Source organism: Emticicia sp. CRIBPO (assembly GCF_009905725.1).
In the GTDB taxonomy this organism is placed as follows: domain Bacteria; phylum Bacteroidota; class Bacteroidia; order Cytophagales; family Spirosomataceae; genus Leadbetterella.
In genome coordinates this window covers 232747-251511 of the sequence record NZ_JAAAKV010000004.1, presented here as the reverse complement: position 1 = coordinate 251511, position 18765 = coordinate 232747, and the positions used below count along the sequence as shown (strand labels likewise).

Sequence of the window (18765 nt, the reverse complement as noted above, 5' to 3'; positions counted from 1 at the left end):
ACTTTGCGTCGCTCCAACGTAACTTTACGCCGCTCCAACGTAACTTTACATCGCTCCAACGTAACTTTACGCCGCTCCAACGTAACTTTACGCCGCTCCAACGTAACTTTACGCCGCTCCAACGTAACTTTACATCGCTCCAACGTAACTTTACATCGCTCCAACGTAACTTTGCGTCGCTCCAACGTAACTTTACACTGCTCCAACGTAACTTTACATCACTCCAACGTAACTTTACGCCGCTCCAACGTAACTTTGCGTCGCTCCAACGTAACTTTACACCGCTCCAACGTAACTTTACGTCGCTCTGTAAAACCGGGACCGAAAGCATTCTTTAGCTGAAAAAGCCCGGCATGAAGATATCTCAAAATCTGTTTAATGTGTATATTCGCTCAGTTATTCCCTAAAAAACCTGGTCATTAAAATACCCTTATATGAAATCACTCATTACTTCCATAGTGTTGTCCGCCTGGTCTCTGACTGCGACGGGACAAAACCAGCCGGCTTTCGCCATTGCCTACAATGTGGCTGTTAAAGACAGTGCCGGAAAAAGTAACTATGAAGTTTTTTCGATGGATATGGACGGGCATAATGTCCGGAATGTATCCGCTCATAAAGACGTGGCCTGGACCTACAAGGCCTATCAGAAAGACCTGTATTTCATCAGCGACCGTGACACCTGTTACCGTTGTTTTTTCCTCTACAAAACAGACTTTAAAGGCAAAAACCCTCAAAAGGTATCTGATCTGCAGCTGGAAGACAGCTGGATGAGTTTCAGAAACCAGGGTAAAGAGGCGGTGGTTTCGGGCAGAAAAGGCAGAACCCTCCGATATCAGCTGTTCTTTATCAATACCGAAACGGGGGCTTACCGCCAGATCACCAGCGATACGGCAGCCATGTATGTGGACCCGTCGTTTTCACCTGACGGAAAACAGATTGCTCTCTCTTACCGCAAAAACCGGAGAGACCGGACTCAGAACGAAGAAATATACCTGATGAACCCTGACGGCACCCAACTCAGGCAAGTGACGACTTACCCCCAAAAGGGAAATGAAGAGAACGAAAACGGGTATAAGGCGGGATCGCCCCGATGGCATCCGTCCGGCAAATTTATCTCTTACATTTCGATGCTGGACGGTATGCATAACATTTATGCTGTCACTCCGGACGGGAAAAAACAGTGGAAACTGGCCACCAATAAAGTCTCTGAAGGCTGGCACGACTGGAGTCCCGATGGTCAGTGGCTTGCCTTTGACGCCACTGACAAAGACCAGAGCCATTATGAGATCATGCTGATGAACTGGAAAACCAAGGTGGTTAAACAGCTGACTACGGGCGTACATAAATACCAGCAGGCCCCGGTTTTTGTTGTAAAATAATCACTTCCGGAGAGGCATGCGGGTATTCCTGCGGAATGGTTTTTTATGCTTACCATAAACAAACTTAAATACCACCGCCATGATTAATGAAGTTCAATCCGCAGGTTTACTATTGATCAGAAAAGAAATAACCCTGGCTTTTGCCGAAAGTGCCACAGCCGGAAGGGCCGTGTTTGAATTCTCCACCGTACCGGACGCGGGACAGTTCCTCAAAGGGGGCTTGGTCTGTTACGATGCCTGTCTAAAAAAAGATGTACTGGGTGTATCCCATGACCTGATTGAAGAGCACACGCCCGAATCCCGGCAAGTGACAGAAGCTATCACCATAGGACTGTCCCGACTGATACCGGCCAACGTCCACATCGGCATCACCGGGCTGACCACCCCGGGTGGCAGCGAAACGAAGGAGAAACCTGTCGGGACCATGTTTGTGCATGCCCTGAAAGACGGTAAGGAAACGATTTTTGCTGAAAGACTCTTTTTCGACGGCTCCCCGGAAGACATCATCATCAAGACTGTCAGACATATCGGGATTTCACTGAACAATTACTTCGAAGACGCTCAGGAGTAAAGCCTTATTTCCTTTGGAGGATGTCTTTGAGGTCCATTGCATCACCGAAAAAATTCTTCCAGATATCACCTTTTGCTTTCACTCTTCCGGGCAGGGTTCTGATGTTAAAGTCTTTGACATTCAGCTGATCGGTCAGTTCGTCCCATGCCAGGGGTGTGCTGGCTGTAGCTCCTTCTCTCGGCCGCAGTGAATATGCACAGGCCATGGTTTTTCCTTTGCCGTTCTGCAAAAAATCAAGGTAAATCTTCCCCTTTCTTTTGGAAGGGCTCCGTTCCAGGCTGGTGATATCCGGCAAGGCCTGGTGGACCGCCTCGCTGATCATGTGTGAAACGGAACGGGTTTCGTCATAGGTATATTTGGGCAATACCGGGATAAAAATGTGCAGGCCTTTGCCCCCTGAAGTTTTCAGATAACCCGTGATGCCCAGCTGGTCCAGTATTTCTTTGACCTTTTTAGCGGTTTTTACCAGGTCTTTGATGTCCGCCCCGTTGGGATCGAGGTCAAAAATGATGTAATCGGGATTGTTGATCTTTCCCACCCGGCTGCTCCAGGGGTTGATCTCTATACAGCCCCAGTTGGCCATAAATAACAGCGTCTCTTTATCCTGACACAAAAGGTATTCAATAGTTTCGCCTGTGGATTTTGATCTGAGTGATTTGGTCTCTATCCAGTCCGGCACTGCCCCCTCCACATTCTTCTGGAAAAAACCCTCATTTTTGATGCCGTCCGGGTTGCGGCGTAGCGACTGCGGCCTGTCCACCACAAAAGGAAGGAGGTATTCCGCCATTTTTTCATAATAGGCTATCACATCCCCCTTGGTTATTTTTTCTTCTGGCCAGAACAGTTTTTCCGTGTTGGTGAAGTTCAGTTCCACCCCTTTCTTATTTTCTATATTGGTCGTTTCCATGTTTGCTGTATTTTCTGATTTACCTGTAGCTTTTTCCCTGATCACTTCTTCCGGTTTTTTATCGGTGCGGAGGGCCACAAACACCGGGTGACGGAGGGAACCGCCCTCTGTCCAGCCGCTGTGTTTTACCTGGGCTACGAGTTCCGGCTTTACCCAATGGACAAAACGCTCTGCCGGTTTGTTTTCAAAAGGCCTGGTCTTTATTTCCATAGATTTCAGCTGCTCATGAAAATCCCTGAGCCATGTTTCGTTAAAACCCGTCCCGACTTTACCGGAGTAGAACAGTTTGCCGTCTTCATAATAGCCCAGCAGCAGGGCTCCGAAGCCTGTTCTTGAACCCTGCGGCTCGGTATACCCGCCGATGACCATTTCCTGTTCCTGGTTGATCTTGATCTTCAGCCAGTCTTTACTGCGGGTGCCGGGATGGTAGCCGGAAGCTATTTTTTTGGCGATCAATCCTTCGCCGCCTTGTTTTATGACGTCTTCGAGAGCCTTGGTACCTTCTCCGACCGCATGCGGGGAGTAGATGATTTCTTCTGATGCAGGAAGCAAGGCCTCCAGTATCTTTTTCCTTTGCAGGACGTTCAGAGGTGTAAGATCAAACCCGTTAAAGTAAAGAATATCAAACACATAACATTTTAACCGTCCGCGGTCCGGCTCTTCGTCCAGGTGCTGAAGCCACTGAAAACGGCTTATTCCTTTTTTATCTTCCACCACCACCTCTCCGTCCAGGATCATGTCGTTTTTTACGCTTTCAAAAGCCCTGACCAGGGCAGGATATTTTTTATTAAAAGACAGACCGTTGCGGGAGACCAGCTCGGCTTTACCCTGCTGTATCTGTACCAGGCAACGGTATCCGTCGTATTTCTTTTCAAAAATCCAGTCCTCGCTATCAAACACCGCATCTGTAAGCGTGGCGAGCTGGGGCCGCCAACCATGTGGAAACTCACTTAATTTCCTGGCATCGGCTACATCTTCAGGAGAGAAAGTAATTTTTTTTTTAGACTTCCTTTCTGAATGTTCTGCTCTATCTGTGCCAGGTCCCTTCCGGTTAAGACCGAATGCTGGTCAAATTCCTCCTCTGCATTGGCATATTCATCTTTTCCTTTGACGAGCAGCCATTCCTTTTCTTTGTCTTTTAAGCGGAAAATATGCCAGGAGCCTTTCATTTTCTCGCCGTTCAGCACCACTTTGATGTCGCCGTCTTTTAGTTGTTTTTTCAACGCCTGGTGACTTTCCTTCCTATCCTCATAACCTTCCGCATGAAAAGTACCGATGTCCCAGACCATCACGGTGCCGCCGCCGTACTGCCCTTTCGGGATCAGTCCCTCAAAATCAATATAACTCATCGGGTGGTCTTCCGTCTGCACGGCCAGGCGTTTCACAGAAGTATCTGCCGAAGGCCCTTTCGGTACGGCCCAGCTGATCAGCACCCCGTCAATTTCCAGCCTGAAATCATAATGCAGTCTTGAAGCATCATGTTTCTGTACGACAAAACGGAGCTCTTTACCGCTTTTTGCCGTCTTGCCTTCGGGTTCTGCGGTCTTGCTGAAATCCCGCTTCTTGTTATAGGTCTCGAGTTTCATGGCGTTAATTTTTTATGGCTTCCAGACTGGCTTTCAGTTGTTCGAGCAGATCATTGGTTACGGAAGGCTTCGTTTTTTCCTCCGGAGCTTCCAGTTTCTTTCCCGGCTTCAGGGCCGCTTTCTTTTTGATCATCTCCACGAGTTTTTCTTTATAAGTATCCTTGTATTTCGACGGATCGAAAGGTTCGGTCAGCTGGTTGATGATCGAAAGGGCCATGTCAAGCTCGGGTTTGGATATGTCGACATTCACCGGCAGTTTTGTTTCACCCGGATCCACCAGTTCATCTTCAAAACGGATCTGGATCAGCAGGATGGCATCTTCATCCACTTTCAGGATGCCCAAGTGCTCGGTCGTTCTGAGGATAAATTTACACAGCCCCACTTTCCCTGATTTTCTCAGGGCCTCCCTCAAGAGGGCATAAGTCTTTTTGGCTTCTTTGGTGGGCTCTGCGATATAAGGCTTTTCGAGGTATTTGGACGGCACTTCATCCTCTAATATAAACCCGAAAATATCGATAGTGTGGGTCTGTTCGGGAGCCGCCTTTTCAAAATCTTTCTTATCGAGGATTACATAATCACCGTTTTCTTTCTGATATCCTTTGGCAATATCCTCCCAGGGCACTTCCTTACCATCTTTTTTACAGACGCGTACATACTGTATCGGGCAATGGTCTTTTTCCCTGACCATGTCAAGTTCGATGCGGTGCGAACTCACCCCGGTATAGAGCCTGACCGGAATATTGACCAGGCCAAAACTTATACTTCCTTTCCATACGGCTTTCATAGGCGGTTTCTTTTTTTAAAAGGGGTTAAAAATCTGTTCCGTGGGGGCTAAATATCAAATAAAGGCTAAAACTTTCACCAAAATGCAGGAATAGTCAGATAGATTGAAAATTAACCAACACTGTAAAAAATATTCATTACCGTTAAATAACTTTAGATTCGATTATTAGTAATCCCATGCTTTAATTGCTTTTCTTTACCATGTGTTTTCAGATGGCCTGACATGCCTGAAACATCACAAAAACAAAATTCATGAGACTGAACAGATTTCATAAAACCTTGTTGAAAATGGCTGCCTTTGTTGTATTCCTGTTTGTTTGGGCTGCGTTTCTGATCTTCCCGCCCCCATGGAAGTCGTGGTCAATAGACGATCCCACAAAAGTACAGACTCAACAACTTAGGATGTACTTCTTCCATGTCAGTTCCAATTACTCAGATTGGTGTGGTAATCTCAAATATACCAATGATATGGACTGTGAATTCAGGTTGGTGGTGACCAATCCGAAGTCTGATACTTTATACAACCGGATCATCAAAGCACCTAAGATCAGCAAGTATGAAAAAGACCTGGAGTTTGGCATACGGCATTCCAAGGACATTTCCATTCATTTTATTCCGGTCAAGGTACCCAAAAATGCGAAAATCAGCTTTTACTTTAAAAACTATTTTGACTGTGTTGATTAAGAGTCTTATCTTACACTTAAAGATTACGGCATGTCTGATTTCCAGGTCTTAAAATACCTCTGAACCAGGAGACCCAATAATAATTTGAACTACGAAAGTAGTTAAAAACACCTGAATTAATTATGTTTGTAAAACCCTGACTATCATTAAGATTTTCAGGGTTTTCAACCATTACTTAACATGAAAGCTATACTTACTATCATCCTGATTTCTTCCGGCACATTGCTGGCTCAAACCGCAGTTCCATCTGCATCAGCTTATTTAAACCAGCCGCCACCCGGTTTGACCTCCAAGGTCTTTGCTCCCGGCACTGTCTCTTTAAAAGACCACTATGAATACGGGTCAGTTTTTTCCAAAGACAGCAGGGAGTTTTATTATGCGGTGATCATCAAAGGCAAGCCGCAGATTCGCTGCGTCCGTTTTGAAAACAATGGCTGGACAGCCCCGAAAACAGTCATTACCAGTGATAAATATGAATACAACGACCCTTTCCTGTCGCCGGACGGACAGCGTTTGTTCTTTATTTCAGACCGTGCAGCCGACGGCACCGGACCTAAAAAAGATTTTGACATCTGGTACATCGAACGTAAAAACGATGGCTGGTCTGATGTTCCTGTGAATGCAGGGCCGGGTATCAACACCGCCAAAAACGAATATTACATGTCGTTTACGAATGACGGCACCATATATTTCTCGTCCAACGGTGGTACAGATGCCGCTAACGATAAAAACTATGACGTACGGTTTTCGAAGTATTCCGGGGGACAATTCCAGCCTTCGCAGAAACTAAGTCAGGCAGTTAATACAGAACATTACGAAGCCGATGTTTTTGTGTCACCCGACGAACAATACCTCATTTTCTGCACCGAACGCCCCGGAGGACTGGGCAAGGGTGATCTTTACATCAGTTTCAAGAGCAAAACCGGCGAATGGCAACCCGCCAAAAACATGGGTCCGGCAGTCAACAGTGAAGGCTACGAATTCTGCCCCTTTGTAAGCAGCGACGGCCAATACCTGTTCTTCTCCCGCGACGGGGATATTTTCTGGGTGAGTGCGGAGGCGATGGAGGGGTTGAGGTAGGCGACGGTGAGAAAATCGTATTTTTGAACCGTTCTCCCTGTTTTTCTTCAATTGGTTTTATCTTTGTCTTAATAATTATCCCAAAAGCAGACACTTATTACCTAATGAGAATAAAAAACTTAATCCTTCCCTTCGTAAGTGCCATTTTATTTACCACTTGTAAAAAAAACGATGAACCGGATGTACCTAAAGACGTTTATGCAGTAGGTCTTGTATCAAACGGATCAGGAAACATTGCTACACTTTGGAAAAATGGTGTCGCAACTTATCTTACAGACAGTACATATTTTTCAGAGGCTTCAGCGGTATTTGTAATTGACTCTGATGTTTATGTGGCCGGTTTCGCTGGTAAAGGATCTGAGTATATGGCCAAAGTCTGGAAAAACGGCGTGGCTACGAATCTTACTAATGGTAAGCACTACGCTAGGGCAAATTCAGTATTTGTCAGCGGGAAGGATGTTTATGTAGCAGGTCAAGAATGTGAATATGGAGCAGGTTGTGCAGCTATGATATGGAAAAATGGAGTAGCCGTCAATCTTACCAACGGAGAAACAAAGGCTGATGTAAATTCCGTATTTGTTAGTGGAGGAGATGTTTATGCAGCAGGTTTTGAATCTACTGCTAAATCCCGTTATTTAGCCAGAGTCTGGAAAAACGGTGTGGCAATCAATATCGACGGAAACATCGATGAAAAGCAAATATCCCAAGCCAAATCCATATTTGTTCATAATAACGATGTTTACGTGGCCGGCTTCGTAGCAAGCTATGAAAATAATAAAACAACTACCATAGCTAAAGTTTGGAAAAATGGTGTGGCCATAAACCTTACTGACGGTGAATTTATTGCCGAAGCAAACTCCATATGTATCGGAAATCAAGACATATACGTATCAGGCCGTGTTTTTACGGGAGTATATAAGGCTAAAGCTTGGAAAAATGGAGTAATTACTGATCTCACTGACGGAACAAAAGAGGCCGAGGCAAACTCCATTTATGTCAGCGGCCAGGATATATATGTCGGAGGTTTTGAACGAAAAGACGGATATGATTCCAAGACAGTAGCTAAAATCTGGAAAAATGGAGTTGCTACCAATCTTACCGACGGCACAAAAAACGCGGTAGTTTACTCTGTTTTTGTAAAGTAAATCACACTTAAAAAATTAGCTAAACTTAAAAGTACTTTCAAAATGGCTGATAAATAATAGAGTCTTTTTTTATAAATATGATTGATACTCTAAAGACATATGGTAAGAAATGAGCTTCGGCTTTCCTTACTATTAAATAATACGGACATTTGCTTTTCACGTTCAGGGAATATCCTCTCCCGGTAGCCGCAATTTGCACAAAACCCCTTGTTTTGCTATAAATTACAAACACTGGAAAATTATGAAAGAATACAAAGTAGACACCCTCATTTATTTCAATCCTACCGGCAAAGAAGAAGACCGGAAGATCTAAGTCAGAAACACCAGCCGCGAAGGATGGAAAATCCTGACGGCGTAGCTCAAGGAAATGAATCAACGGTTTTTCACCAATAAGCCGGACGGAGTAAAGATGGACTGACATGAAGTCATTTACCCTTCGTGTTTCACACCAAAGGAACCTCCACAATAACCGTGGTACCTCTGTTGGGGTTGGAGTCGAAATTCACTTTTCCGTTTAAAAAGTCAACTCTAGAAATGATATTTTTCAACCCAATACCCTTAAAATTAGCCATTTGTGATGTATCAAAACCTTTTCCATCGTCCTCAATCATCATGATTAGTTCGTTGGTATGGCGAACCAATTGAATCTGTACGCTGGCGGCTTCCGAGTGTTTTATGATGTTGCCAATCAATTCCTGAAGAACCCTGTACAACACCGTTTCGGTTAACTGTGGCAGACGTTCATCAAGGTTGGCTATATCGAGAGATACTTTTACTTTTCCCGTGAGGCTCAGCCTGTTCACAAACTCCCGTACTGCAGTTACAAGACCGTGCATTAAAAGGGCATTGGGCATCAAATCATGAGAAACCGTACGGATTTCGTTTGCTGCGTCGTCTATCATGGTGTTTGCGTTTTTAAAAAAAGATTCTTGTTCGATAGAATTGAATTGGGTTTGGTTCATGGCGGTTTCGAGTTGAATTTTGGCCAATGAAAGCATAGGGCCTACCCCATCGTGTAATTCTTTTGCCAGTCTTATGCGTTCGGTTTCTTCGGCCTCTACGATAGCTGAGGTTTTCTCGGTTTGGAGCCTGAGCTTTTCGGCGGCAAACTGGGCTTTTTGTCTGGCCTGGCGGTTGGTATAAAATAGCAAAATGACCAGCAAAGTAATCAATGCCGCTCCGATCACCCCTAAAATCCAGTTCCTCTGATTGGCAATTTGAAGTTCCTGCTCCAAAATCACTTTTTCCTTTTCCTCAGTTTGATACTTCACTTCTGCATCAGCCATTGAATTCATAACTGCTTTTGCCCTTGTATCGCCTTTAATGCTTTCTGCTTCAAATTCGGCAGAAAAGGCCTTCGGGAAATCATGGATGGCGAAATAATAATTAGAAAAATCGTTGGTAACTGAAGCTAAGGCATCTTTATTATCTGTCTCTTTTGCAATTTTCAGACCTTCATTAAAGTACTTTTTTGCCTCATCGAATTTTCCCTCGGTTAATGCAACTTTGCCAAGGTTAAAACAAATATATTGGGTGAATAGCTTATAGTTTACTTTTTGAGCTATTTGATATGCTTCCAGCAAAAGAACCTTCGCTTCGCTGAACCTTGAGTTCTTAATCAATCCATTGGCTGTGGTGTTCAGTGCTCCCGAAAGCTGTGCCGAATCTTTTAACTCCCGGTAAGACAAAATCAAGTCCTTTTGTAGTTTATATGCTTTGGGATGATCTTTAAAATGGTCGATATAAACCTTTGCCAGCATCCATCTGTTTAAATTTAAAGTGGCCTCGAAGTTGTTTCTCCTGCACACCTCCATACTCGTTTCATAATTTTTCACAGCCCCTTCAAAATCATGCAGGTTTTGTCTGACTTCACCAAGCCTCAGGTTTATTCTTGCTATCTGATTCTGGTTTTTAGTTTCTTCGGCCAATTTCAGGGCCTTTATGCCGTGCTGATAAGCCTTGTCATACTGGCCTGAATAGGAATAATTAAACAAATATTGGAGTTGGTATTCTGCCGGATCACAAATACAATCCGATTGATTTCCAGCATATTTTATGGTTGAATCCAGAATTTTAATAGCACTTGAATGATTGCCCAATACATTCTGCACTCTCGAAAGATTCAGGTAAAGGCTGGGATAATGAGCTGACCATTTAATCTTTTTTCCTAACTGAATGGCCTCTAAGGCGAATTCCTCCGCTTTTTTGTTGTTTGTTCCCCGGTATAGTTCCGAAATCCTTTGCCTGTTCCTGACTTTATTTGAGTCCAGCTGCATTTTTTCCCCCACCTTAAGCAGGCTATCTATCGTATTACCATATTGTGCCCGACAGCACAATGCGGTAAAAAAGAAAACCAGGAAAACAGGCAGTTTAGTTTTCATGTCAATACTTCAGGATTATCACCACAATATTTTACAAGCATGGCAGTATTTTTCAGGTTTAACTTGGATAGCACATTTTTGCGGTGGGTGCTGACGGTCAACGGACTCAGAAACAACTTTTCAGCGATTAACTCATTCGTCAACCCCTCAATAATTAATTTGATTATTTCTTTTTCACGTTTCGTAAGATCGGGTAAATAGGCATGATTAGGCTTTCGGCCGGCCACACCCATGGCCAGAATATTGGAAATTTCCGGACTGAGATATATTTGCCCGTTCATGACAGTCTCTATCGCTTTCTGTAGTTCGGCCATTCCGAGGTTTTTCACCACATAGCCATCCATACCGCTTCTGAGAACTTTCCTGATGGTGTTGTAATCATTTAACATCGTAACGGCTATGATTTTGATGTCCGGAAAAGCCCGCTTGATGATCTCAGTAGCTTCTATACCGCCCAATTGGGGCATTTCCAAATCCATCAGTATCAGGTCTATGGGCTGTTCATTACAGATATCCAGAACCTCTTTACCGTTTCGGGCCAACCTGACAAGTTGAACCTCCTCAATCCTCGAAACCAGCATATTAAGTCCTTCAAGAAACAATTGATGGTCGTCGGCAATGAGGAGATTCATATCAAAATAGTTTAAACATACTGTTTTCAGCGAGCCTTTGGGGTCGTTTTGTTCTGATTAAAAAACACTTGCCCATTTCAAAAATAATATAGTTTGTATAAAAAACCTCTCTTTTGATCCACAGATTAATCTTTGAGCCCCAAATGCTCTTTAACAGCATTATAATCTTTGAAATCCAGGTTCTTCAATCTGGCTCCCGCGAGTGCCGGGATAATAATCACCCGGTACCATGAATCTTTTCCCATTGTTTCTGTAAAGAACTTTTTAGGGTCGACGTTTTTGGTAAAGGTAGCATAAAGATTGATAGCGTTTTGATTATTCAGCCTGGATGCCCCGTAAGAAAACCACACATGGTTATCTCCAAAAACAAAGTCATAAGGTAAGGCATTTATGATGGACTTGTCTTCTTCATAGGTGTCGTAAACCAGGATTATTCCACCATTCAGGTCTGCCTGGGTCAGTTTACTGATTGCACCATCCAAAAGAGACATGCTTGAGGTCAAGGTCGCTGCATCATATCCTTCAATCCAAAATTTGCCGTCAGATTTGATCCACTCTGTAGCATAAAAAGTCACTTTCCCAGGCGAACCGGTCTGACCGGCAGGGCCTTGTGCCCCCGTAGCACCAGTAGCCCCTTGCGGTCCGGGCTCTCCCTGAGGACCTTTACAAGAGCTAAAAACAAATACAAAAAGAATGATGGTTGAGATAAGAATTGTTTTCATAGTAGTCTGTTTTTTTGTACAAAATTCGGAACCTGCCGGTTCTCATACATCAACCAAAAACAGTATATTAAAAAATACCCCAAAAGGTGTAGTTTTTAAAATTGAATGGATAAGTTCTGTCAGCCCCTTATGCCTCGCAGGGTTTAACATGAATAATAAAGGCCTCCGGTTTCCCGGAAGCCTTTATGGTTGTGATTTGCTCTCACTATTGCAATCAGAGATATTTGGGGCAACTTACCAGGAATAATCCCTTCCCGGTGATCGTATATTGCACAAAATCCCTTATTTTGCTATAAATTACAAACACCGGAAAATTATGAAAGAATACAAAGTAGAAACCCTCATTTACTATTCAAAACTCACCCTTGATTCTGAGCACATCGCGAAAAGCTCCAAACAAGAAATCCAGGAAAAACTGGATGAATATGCCAAAAACGGGTACAAACTGGCGTCGACCAACTCGACTAACTTTGGCCTGGCCTTGTATGTTTACCTGTTTTTTGAAAAAGACATTTAAGACCATTCTCCCCAAAAACGGTCTTAGTTTTTGGGGAGAATTATCAAATCTATCACTCTTACTTACAAAGCCCCGTTTTTTATCCTGACCAGTTTTCCGTTCACTTCATCAGTCAAAATAAACAACTTCCCTGCCGGACTTTGCACCACTTTCCGGATCCTTACCCGGGCGTCTGCAAACAATTCTTCGGCACTTTTTATGGTTTCGTTTTCAACGGTCAACCGCCACAAACTTCCCTTTGACAAACCGCCCACAAGTAAGTTATGATCCCAGGCCGCAAACTCCCTGCCCCGGTAAAAATGCAATCCTGTGGGAGCTACCGTTTGTAACCATGACCAGACGGGATCAGTGTACACATTGCCGGGAATGGCCTGGGGAGCAAACTCAGCAAAACGGTATTTCCCGGTTGTTTTCATCGGCCAGCCATAATTAGACCCGGCTTTCAGGACGTTAATTTCGTCGCCCTGGTGGGTACCGTGTTCGCTGAACCATATTTTCTGCGTACCGGGTTCCAGTGTCAGGCCCTGTGCCGCCCTGATGCCCATGGCATACAAACCGGGTGTAGCTTTTGGGCCGAAATCAGGATTGTCTTTCGGGATGCTCCCGTCAGAGTTTATCCGGTAAATCTTTCCTCTTTTATCCTCCACGTTCTGGGCTATCGGAAGGGCCGGTTCGTCTTTTTCGTTAAACAGCCGCTCGCCGATAGTGAAATAAAGTTTGCCGTCGTTCCCGAAAAGCATGCCGCCGCCGTAATGTACCCGCTCTGCGGTGTAAGGTTCCGCCGTAAAAAGCACCTTGATCTGCTGCAGGGAGATATTTTCAAGCACGGCCCTGATGATTTTGGTGGTTCTTCCTTTGACAGATTTCGCGGCGTAAGACAGGTAAACGAACTTATTGGTCTTAAAATCAGGGTCCAGCAACACCTCGAATTTACCGGTATTATCCCCGAAACCGCCCAGGCTGTCTTCCAGGTCTACAGGAAAACCCTGTATCCTGATCCTTTCCTTGTTCTGTAAATTTACCTTTACCAGATCTCCTTCTTTCTCCGAGATCAGCACCTCGTCTTCTGAGATAAAAGCCATGCTCCAGGGGCGTTTAAGGCCTTCCAGAATCGTTTCTTTTTCCAGACGGATGGCATTAAGGTCAAAGGTTTTGTGGGGTGTACGGGTAGATACCTTATCGGCGATAAACCAGCCCTCGTCGGTTTTCATGAGGTTGAAGTAATCGGTAAACAGGTCCTTTGCCGTACTGATCTCCACTTTGGCACTGCCCATGTTATTGGTAATGTCGATGCTGACGATCCGGGTGCTCACCGTGGGAAATCTTTCGTGAGGTTTGAATAAACTGAGGTACTGAGCCCTGGAAAACAAGGTGAATTTTCCATTGGAATAATTTTTCAGATGACAGGAAGCGTGCATGGCTTTACCGAGTTTGGTACTATCGCCTGTTGCCCAGCCGTCAAAATACAGTTGTATCGTATTTTCTATGAGTTGCCTTTCTGTGGGGTTGTTTTGGGAAAATGCAGAGAAAAAACCGGCCGTTAAACAGACCAGCAGGACTACCTTTTTCATTCTTAAAGTCTTTTTTTGATGATCAAAATGAAACCATTTCATTTCGGTCCTCAAAAATGTAAAGTACTTTAAAGAATAAGGTCTGATAACTATAATTCAGTAGTACGGATTTATAAAACCGTACTACTGAACAGTAACCTACTCACTCTTCAAAGCCTTCACCAAATTAGTTTTCGCAGCTTTCATCGTCAGGGAACCGATCATGGTGAAGGCAATCAGCAACACCACCAGCAAACCAGCGAACATCTCGGCAGCCTGAACCGGGGTATGATACGGGAAATTGCTCAGCACAAACTTCCTGAAGAAAAGGTAGGTCAGCGGCAGGGCAATGAGTGCCGATACCGACAGTTGTAGAAGGAAACCACGGCTTAAAAGATAGATCAGGTTGCCGGAGCCGGCTCCCATCACCCTGCGGATGCTGATTTCCTTTAGTCTCGTTTCGGTGCTAAAAGTCACCATACCGAACAAGCCCATCGACGCGATCGAAATGGCAAAGAAAGAAAGGAAGCCGATGATCCTGATCATGACAGAGAATTCGCTGTAGGCTTCTTCGATGGCTTCGTCATAAAACTCGCCACGGAAAGGATGGACACGGTCAAACTTTTTCCAGACAGACACTATCTTTGCCCTGGTAGCAAAAGGGTCATCCCCTTGTATTTTGACATTGACAGTGGCCTCATCACCGGGTGTCCAGAACATAAAAGCGACCGGCCCCACGAGGTTGTCGACCTTACCGTAGTGAAAATCTTTCATGACGCCGACAATCTTCATCCTGCGGTCGTGTATGCCGAAACTGTTGAAAACAACCTCCTCCCCTATGGCTTTTCCGGGGTTATTCACGCTGATGTTAAACCGTTTTAGGAATTGCTCGTTGACGATCACCTCGCTGACGGCTTCGGGAGTGGTGGGCCGTGTCATAAAATTACTGCCCGCAATGAGTTTATACTGATGCAACGGCAGGTAGTTTTCGTCGATGTGGTTAGTCATGACCAGGGCAGAGTCGCGGGAGTCCCTGTACTTCATAAATCCGCCCCAGGCATTGCCAACGCTGGTAACGATCAGCGACTTAGACAGGCCAGCCACTTCGGGTATCTCACTCAATTCCTTCATGAGCACATCGGGTTTATTGCCCTCCATGTGGATATTGAGGATGTTTTCCGTGCGGTAGCCCAGGTCAAACGCCAGGATGTTTTTGTACTGTACATAACCTACAGCGGTGGCGGTGATAAAGATGAGGGTAAGTGTGTATTGCACCACCACCAGGGCATGCCGGAGGGTGATGTGTTTAAATACTTTTACAGAAGACACGTTTTTGAGGGCTGAGATCGCACTGATTTTCGAAAAGAAGAGGGCCGGCATAAAACCGGCAATAACGCCCACCGTAACTGAAAAAACGATAAAAGCCACAATTCCGGGCAGGGTAAGCCCGAGCTTTACGGTGTGCTGCATTTCCGGAGCAAGGTTGATCAGCATCGGCCTCAATACCAGGAACAGGAAAAAGGAGAGCACAAGGGCCGACAGGGAAATCATGACCGCCTCCGTCAGAAACTGCAGCCAGACATGGCTCTTTCCGGCACCCACAGCCTTGCGGACACCCACTTCCTTAAAACGGTGCATGGCCCGTGCCATCGAAAGATTGGTATAATTAAAACAGGCAGACAGTATCACCACGAGGGCCAGCCCGCCGAGTATCCAGAGCATCACCGGAGACATATGGGGCCCCACGGAGCCGGGTCCGCCTTCTGAGCTATTGAGCGTTTCCCCGACGACGATCTCATACAAAGGCAGCAACTCCAACTGTATTTTTGTATTTTCTTCCGCCAGGTTTTCTTCTTTTGCAATGGCATTCAGCTGCGTATAGATGGCGTCCACATCAGATTTCTCCGGCAACAGGATGTATACATAACTGGACGACATGCTTGTCCAGTTGTCGAAGTTCCGGTTGTTTTTATTGAGTTGCTCAGCCGTCGACAGTGAAACCAAGGCCTCAAAACTGACGTGTGAAAAGAAAGGAACGTCTTTCATGACACCGGTCACCTGGTAGTCGAGGGCATTGAAATTAATAACCTTCCCCACTGCAGGCTGCTCGCCGAACAGTTTTTTTGCTGCCGTCTCGGTGAGAACGACCGAATAAGGATCTTTCAGGGCAGTGGCGGGATTGCCTTCCAGCATCGGTAAAGTAAAGACCCTGAACAAAGAAGATTCCGCAAAATAACCCTTGAGCGGGAAAGTATTGTCACCCACTTTTGCGTCCTGCGAAAAATCGTTGCGTAAAATGGCTACTTCTTCCACACCCTTTACTTTTTCACGGATCAGCTTCCCGGTTTTGATGGAAGTGGTGCCGAATTTCCTGCTCTGCTCCCGGTTCTCCGTCACCACATTGGTGATGCGGTAGATCCTGTCCCCGTTTTCATTGAATCTGTCGTACGACCGCAGGTCGAGCACAAACGCAATAAGCAGCAAGCCGACAGACATACTGATGGCCAGGCCGACGATATTGATGGTGGAGAACAACTTATTGCGTAAGAGGTTCCGTTTTGATGTTTTGATGTAGTTCGCTATCATGGTGTATACAGGTTGGGGCTTTACACAAATACAGTTTATGCCATAGTTTCCTGTTACAATAATAGAAAGGGGGTTAAAGCGGAATGAAAAAATGGGATGAATGTGGGGGAAAATGGGGTGAATCGAAAGTAGAAAGAAAACGAAAATCGATGTTACTAGATCAAAGAGTCAATGGCTTCATTTCTTCATCAAACAACTTGACTGACAGAAGCATAAAAAATAGAATTCTTATTTCAACAAAACCCGTAAGGTTCTGTTCTTGCAAACTTTTAAATGTAATTTTCTTGTATAGCTTAAAAATCAAAGAAGAACCATAAGACAAATTAAATAAGCCAGAATTGCTCTCTTCCAGAATATTGATTTGAGAAACCGAATCAATTGTAAGTAATTTAAACCCCAATAAGGCAAGCTTTCTTTCAATATGTGACATATATTTTTTCTTGTTATAATGACCTCCAATAAATGCCAAAGAAATTAAAGCGAAAACAGAAAGCGACATAAATGACAGGATTAAAATCATAACAGAAGTTTATTTATATTTAACTGATTAGGCAATTTATCTGCAAATTAGTCGGCTTTTAGGCATTTATTCATTATAATATAAAATTATTCAAAATCTGCTAACAGAACGTGAATCAAGAAAAATACAGAATGCATTGATAGAAGTAACCTTTCATATTCATAAGACTTATAAATTGGTTACCCAAAGTCAATCACTGTCAACCACTCTGGACTTTTGAAAAAAATGAAAACAAAGAAACTGTATTAGTAACCGGGGAATCCAGGTTTATAGCTTCTTATTGCATCATTACTATACTCAATAACGGGTATAAAGTAAAAGCAACACTTCGATCACTAAAAAAGTCGGATTGGTAAAACAGATGCTGAATGAAGGCAGTATCGCGTGAATTTTTTACTTTTGCCTGGTATACTCAACAATGTTCAATAATTTTACCACAACAACGTTTAATAAGATCACCACAGCAGCATTTAATAAGATCTCTACAAAAATATTTAATAATTTCAAAAGAAACGGATTGATAAGGCACCAGAGCGAAAAAGGAACGATCGCAGCGAAAACCGTAACAATACCTGAAGACTAAGGTATCTTATCAGTGCCATACAGGATATTCCTACCTCCCCTCAACCCACCTCAGAATCTTATCAATATAGGTCGGTCCTGTAGTATTCCCTCCGCCGGGAGCAGACAGGTAGTGATTGCAGCCTACGCATGTATCATACACTAAATTGGTTTTGCCCAGACGTAAAAATTCAAGCCGGAGATAGTCGAGGCCGTAAATGGGCGAACTGTCGTCCTGACTGGCAGCAACCATGTAGATGGGTATCGACAATTTACGTAATTGCTCGAAAGGGACGGTCGTGCCGAAACTCGCCCAACGCAGGTAAGCATGTCCACCTGTTTCTTTGTCGGTGGCCGTGGGATTTTTATAAATGTCAGCAATGCGGCTGAAGGCCACTTCCACACTGTCCTGGGCCTGCTGCTGGCTTAGTTCACCTTTGGCGGCTTTGATACGCCACTTCATGATACCGTCGTAAAGCTGGTTCAGCCCGCTTCCGACAACCGGTGCAATATGCGTAACCCGCTTTTCCTGAACCGCCAGCGTAGGGACCACCTGCCCGCCTTCGGAATAACCAAAGGCTGCAATTTTGGTTTTATCCCAGAAACCATGGCTAATCAGATAATTGATAGCCAGGCGTGTGGCTTCCACACGCCATTCCAGACTGAGCCTCCGGGTATATTCCTCAGAAGGTTGATGGGCGAACAACACCTGCGACGGATTCTCCTGGTATTCTTTAACACTTACATTAAGATTCAATGTATCGCAAAAAGAAGTGCCCGGTTTACCCAGGATGACATAATGATACTTATCCCTGGTCTTGCTGAACAATTCCTGATTAAATGTAGTGGGCGTGGTGACGAATTTATTTCCCTTTACATAGAGGCACAGGGGAAGGCCCCCACTCCCGTTCACTTCAATAAACAAAGGAGCTTTCCGGTGTATATTTACCGTATCAACATAAAATTGGACCAGTCCTAATTTTTTATCATGAACTGAAAATTCCTTCAGGCCATAGGCCCCGGGCGTAACAGACTGAGCTGTGGTGGTGTTTTTCAGTATCAGCAGACCAACTAACAGTATTAATATTCTCATAAAAAGGCTGGGAAATGCATTTGAATTATATTGCCATTTAAAGACATTTGCCGGAAAGGTATTGTTGC

At 44.4% G+C, this 18765-nt stretch carries 16 protein-coding genes; 6 read left to right on the top strand and 10 right to left on the bottom strand.

All coding sequences use genetic code 11. The annotated features are described in order from the left end of the window. Window positions 1-434 precede the first annotated feature (434 nt). Together GVN16_RS10120 and GVN16_RS10115 are read left to right on the top strand one after the other, a co-directional pair. Window positions 435-1379: a PD40 domain-containing protein gene (locus GVN16_RS10120; protein ID WP_166563762.1), complete on the top strand. Its 945-nt coding sequence runs from the start codon at window positions 435-437 to the stop codon at window positions 1377-1379. A gap of 79 nt (window positions 1380-1458) precedes the next feature. Beyond that, entirely contained in the window at window positions 1459-1950 is a 492-nt protein-coding gene (locus GVN16_RS10115) for a CinA family protein (protein WP_166563761.1), read from the top strand. 4 nt (window positions 1951-1954) lie between these two features. Here the strand turns inward: GVN16_RS10115 and ligD are convergent, their stop codons facing one another. Genes ligD through GVN16_RS10100 form a run of 3 tightly spaced genes read right to left on the bottom strand, consistent with a single transcriptional unit; the run spans window position 1955 to window position 5227 of the window. Further along, a complete protein-coding gene (gene ligD, locus GVN16_RS10110) occupies window positions 1955-3850 on the bottom strand; it encodes a DNA ligase D (RefSeq protein ID WP_310587427.1) in 1896 nt (631 codons plus the stop codon). Next, window positions 3826-4443, bottom strand: coding sequence for a DNA polymerase ligase N-terminal domain-containing protein (locus GVN16_RS10105; protein ID WP_166563759.1), 618 nt, complete (start codon window positions 4441-4443; stop codon window positions 3826-3828). The genes ligD and GVN16_RS10105 overlap by 25 nt, the downstream gene beginning before the upstream one ends. Before the next feature lie 4 nt (window positions 4444-4447). Continuing rightward, the gene (locus GVN16_RS10100; RefSeq protein WP_166563758.1) at window positions 4448-5227 is read right to left on the bottom strand and encodes a Ku protein; all 780 of its coding nucleotides are present in this window, start codon (window positions 5225-5227) and stop codon (window positions 4448-4450) included. A gap of 251 nt (window positions 5228-5478) precedes the next feature. On the opposite strand from GVN16_RS10100, the gene GVN16_RS10095 reads away from it, so the two are divergent. From GVN16_RS10095 to GVN16_RS10085, 3 genes are all read left to right on the top strand, one after another. Next, window positions 5479-5910 carry a hypothetical protein gene (locus tag GVN16_RS10095; protein WP_166563757.1) on the top strand — a complete coding sequence of 144 codons (432 nt, stop codon included), beginning with the start codon at window positions 5479-5481 and terminating at the stop codon, window positions 5908-5910. A 180-nt stretch (window positions 5911-6090) separates the two neighbouring features. Further along, complete coding sequence (locus GVN16_RS10090; protein ID WP_166563756.1) at window positions 6091-6990, top strand: PD40 domain-containing protein; 900 nt, start codon at window positions 6091-6093, stop codon at window positions 6988-6990. A 104-nt stretch (window positions 6991-7094) separates the two neighbouring features. After that, on the top strand, window positions 7095-8135 hold the full coding sequence (locus tag GVN16_RS10085) for a hypothetical protein (protein ID WP_166563755.1): 1041 nt from the start codon (window positions 7095-7097) through the stop codon (window positions 8133-8135). 443 nt (window positions 8136-8578) lie between these two features. Here the strand turns inward: GVN16_RS10085 and GVN16_RS10080 are convergent, their stop codons facing one another. The 3 genes from GVN16_RS10080 to GVN16_RS10070 all read right to left on the bottom strand — a co-directional run bounded on the left by GVN16_RS10080 (window position 8579) and on the right by GVN16_RS10070 (window position 11870). Further along, the gene (locus GVN16_RS10080; protein ID WP_166563754.1) at window positions 8579-10516 is read right to left on the bottom strand and encodes a sensor histidine kinase; all 1938 of its coding nucleotides are present in this window, start codon (window positions 10514-10516) and stop codon (window positions 8579-8581) included. Next, a complete protein-coding gene (locus tag GVN16_RS10075; RefSeq protein ID WP_166563753.1) occupies window positions 10513-11148 on the bottom strand; it encodes a response regulator transcription factor in 636 nt (211 codons plus the stop codon). Before GVN16_RS10075 ends, GVN16_RS10080 begins: the two co-directional genes overlap by 4 nt. Before the next feature lie 125 nt (window positions 11149-11273). Next, the gene (locus GVN16_RS10070; RefSeq protein ID WP_166563553.1) at window positions 11274-11870 is read right to left on the bottom strand and encodes a collagen-like protein; all 597 of its coding nucleotides are present in this window, start codon (window positions 11868-11870) and stop codon (window positions 11274-11276) included. Window positions 11871-12186: 316 nt separating this feature from the next. On the opposite strand from GVN16_RS10070, the gene GVN16_RS10065 reads away from it, so the two are divergent. Then, window positions 12187-12387: a DUF4177 domain-containing protein gene (locus GVN16_RS10065; protein WP_166563752.1), complete on the top strand. Its 201-nt coding sequence runs from the start codon at window positions 12187-12189 to the stop codon at window positions 12385-12387. A gap of 62 nt (window positions 12388-12449) precedes the next feature. On the opposite strand, the gene GVN16_RS10060 is transcribed toward GVN16_RS10065, so the two are convergent. The 4 genes from GVN16_RS10060 to GVN16_RS10045 form a co-directional block, all read right to left on the bottom strand. Further along, the gene (locus GVN16_RS10060) at window positions 12450-13958 is read right to left on the bottom strand and encodes a PQQ-dependent sugar dehydrogenase (protein WP_166563751.1); all 1509 of its coding nucleotides are present in this window, start codon (window positions 13956-13958) and stop codon (window positions 12450-12452) included. Between the two features lie 138 nt (window positions 13959-14096). After that, window positions 14097-16523 (bottom strand): ABC transporter permease, encoded by a 2427-nt coding sequence (locus GVN16_RS10055; RefSeq protein WP_166563750.1) that lies wholly within the window; start codon window positions 16521-16523, stop codon window positions 14097-14099. 160 nt (window positions 16524-16683) lie between these two features. Next, the gene (locus tag GVN16_RS10050; RefSeq protein ID WP_166563749.1) at window positions 16684-17043 is read right to left on the bottom strand and encodes a hypothetical protein; all 360 of its coding nucleotides are present in this window, start codon (window positions 17041-17043) and stop codon (window positions 16684-16686) included. 613 nt (window positions 17044-17656) lie between these two features. Then, window positions 17657-18697 carry a S9 family peptidase gene (locus GVN16_RS10045; RefSeq protein WP_166563748.1) on the bottom strand — a complete coding sequence of 347 codons (1041 nt, stop codon included), beginning with the start codon at window positions 18695-18697 and terminating at the stop codon, window positions 17657-17659. Between the last annotated feature and the right edge of the window lie 68 nt (window positions 18698-18765).

Bases quoted from the DNA above. Each gene is read 5' to 3' on its own strand.
- GVN16_RS10105 (WP_166563759.1), bottom strand. From the start codon at position 4,443: ATGAAACTCGAGACCTATAACAAGAAGCGGGATTTCAGCAAGACCGCA.
- GVN16_RS10055 (WP_166563750.1), bottom strand. From the start codon at position 16,523: ATGATAGCGAACTACATCAAAACATCAAAACGGAACCTCTTACGCAAT.
- GVN16_RS10115 (WP_166563761.1), top strand. From the start codon at position 1,459: ATGATTAATGAAGTTCAATCCGCAGGTTTACTATTGATCAGAAAAGAA.
- GVN16_RS10080 (WP_166563754.1), bottom strand. From the start codon at position 10,516: ATGAAAACTAAACTGCCTGTTTTCCTGGTTTTCTTTTTTACCGCATTG.
- GVN16_RS10075 (WP_166563753.1), bottom strand. From the start codon at position 11,148: ATGAATCTCCTCATTGCCGACGACCATCAATTGTTTCTTGAAGGACTT.
- GVN16_RS10070 (WP_166563553.1), bottom strand. From the start codon at position 11,870: ATGAAAACAATTCTTATCTCAACCATCATTCTTTTTGTATTTGTTTTT.
- GVN16_RS10090 (WP_166563756.1), top strand. From the start codon at position 6,091: ATGAAAGCTATACTTACTATCATCCTGATTTCTTCCGGCACATTGCTG.
- GVN16_RS10095 (WP_166563757.1), top strand. From the start codon at position 5,479: ATGAGACTGAACAGATTTCATAAAACCTTGTTGAAAATGGCTGCCTTT.
- GVN16_RS10085 (WP_166563755.1), top strand. From the start codon at position 7,095: ATGAGAATAAAAAACTTAATCCTTCCCTTCGTAAGTGCCATTTTATTT.
- GVN16_RS10050 (WP_166563749.1), bottom strand. From the start codon at position 17,043: ATGATTTTAATCCTGTCATTTATGTCGCTTTCTGTTTTCGCTTTAATT.
- GVN16_RS10060 (WP_166563751.1), bottom strand. From the start codon at position 13,958: ATGAAAAAGGTAGTCCTGCTGGTCTGTTTAACGGCCGGTTTTTTCTCT.
- GVN16_RS10120 (WP_166563762.1), top strand. From the start codon at position 435: ATGAAATCACTCATTACTTCCATAGTGTTGTCCGCCTGGTCTCTGACT.
- GVN16_RS10100 (WP_166563758.1), bottom strand. From the start codon at position 5,227: ATGAAAGCCGTATGGAAAGGAAGTATAAGTTTTGGCCTGGTCAATATT.
- GVN16_RS10065 (WP_166563752.1), top strand. From the start codon at position 12,187: ATGAAAGAATACAAAGTAGAAACCCTCATTTACTATTCAAAACTCACC.
- GVN16_RS10045 (WP_166563748.1), bottom strand. From the start codon at position 18,697: ATGAGAATATTAATACTGTTAGTTGGTCTGCTGATACTGAAAAACACC.